Origin of the sequence: Streptomyces sp. DI166 (assembly GCF_900091315.1) — a bacterium.
Classification (GTDB): domain Bacteria; phylum Actinomycetota; class Actinomycetes; order Streptomycetales; family Streptomycetaceae; genus Streptomyces; species Streptomyces fuscus.
Window position 1 is genome coordinate 1 of the sequence record NZ_FLSP01000234.1, and the last position, 1499, is coordinate 1499.

The 1499-nt window shown below is 68.0% G+C and carries 1 protein-coding gene; it reads right to left on the reverse strand.

Annotation, left to right across the window (positions count from 1 at the left end):
- Positions 1 to 32: 32 nt before the first annotated feature.
- Positions 33 to 1391, reverse strand: coding sequence for an IS4 family transposase (locus tag GA0115233_RS40005; RefSeq protein ID WP_255310528.1), 1359 nt, complete (start codon positions 1389 to 1391; stop codon positions 33 to 35).
- Positions 1392 to 1499: the final 108 nt, after the last annotated feature.

The following is a 1499-nucleotide window of genomic DNA, read 5'->3' on the forward strand; positions in this document are numbered from 1 at the left end:
AATGCCGTGTAGTTAGCGTCGCGGGTCGGCTGTCAAGGGTCCGGCGTCGTCAGGATGTTGATGCTGATGGTGGCCTTGTAGCTGGTCCGGTCCACGGTGCCTTTGGCGTTGTATTTGGAGATCGCGCGTTTGACGACGCGGGGCCGGGTGCGGATGCGCCGGTCGGGCATGAGGCCGGCCAGGATACGGCGGCCGATGGTGCCGACGAGGTCGATTGTGGTGTCCGCGATGATGCCCGCGGCCTGGATGACCAGGTCGCGGGCGGTGTTCAGAGCGATGGAGAAGCTGGCCCGGTCGGGATCGATGTCCGGGCGGGTGCCGGTGGCATCCGCCATGGCCAGCCGCAGGACGTGGTAGGTGACCAGCAGCGCGTAGATCTCCTGGGTGATGCCGTCGGGGGTGCGGGCGCGCAGGACCCGGCCGCCCAGAGTGGTGGACTTGATCTCCAGGTAGGCGGTCTCGATCTCCCAGCGCTGGTGGTACAGCGTGATCAGTTCGGCGGCGGGATGGGTCCGGTGGTCGGTGAGGGTGGTGACGAGCCGGTAGAGGCCGGTTCGACGGCCTGCGACCGTGGTGATGGTGACCTCGCAGTCGATGACACGTACGGGGACGGCGCCGATCGCCGACAGATAGGAGCCGTCGCCACAGCGGCCCAGGACTGGCAGCCGGCGGCCGTTCTTCACGCGGACCAGCACGTGCGCGCCGGTCTTGGCTATGGCGGTCACCAGCGTCTGGGCGGCAAAGTTCCGGTCCAGCAGCACGATCATGCCCTCGCGCAGGCTGCGCAACAAGTGTGGGGCATAGACCGTCTCGCCGTGGGTGGTCGGCCCGAACACCGCGTCCATCAGGGTGCGGGTGCCGCAGCAGACCAGGACCAGCAGCCGCAGCGCCGGGTACCCGGCGCCGCCGTTGTTGCAGCGGTGCTTGGCGAACACGACCAGGTTCGCCGGGCTGTCGGGCACCGCCGCCAGTGTGCCGTCGATCGCGCAGACCAGCAGCCCCCGCCACCACACGCCGACGGTGCCAATACCCGGGGCAGGGCCGCGCAGCAGATCGAACAGCCATCGCAGCGGTGCGGCTCCCACACGCCTGCGGGCCTGCATCAGCGCGCTGCCTGTCGGGGCAGCGACTTGCAGCCCCTGAAGGCCCGCCGTCAGGCGCTGCCACACCTGCGGCCACCCCAACTGGGGGAACATGCACCCGGCCAGCAGCAGATACACCACGACCCGGGAGGGAAGGTCCCTCACTCGTGCCTGCACTCTGCCGGTCTGGGCCAACGCTTCATCGACCATCTCGAACGGAATGATCCGGGTCAACTCACCGAGATGGCCGGGCGCGAACGCCCCTTCAGCAACACCAACCTCGTGCGGGATGGCAGACTTGACGCCCACGGAGCTCCTAGCCGAACAGTGATCTTGGTCGACACGGTTCTAGCAGGAGCTCCGTTCCTGTTCAGGCGGCTTGACACACCCGCCCTACGCCTAACTACACGGCATTGG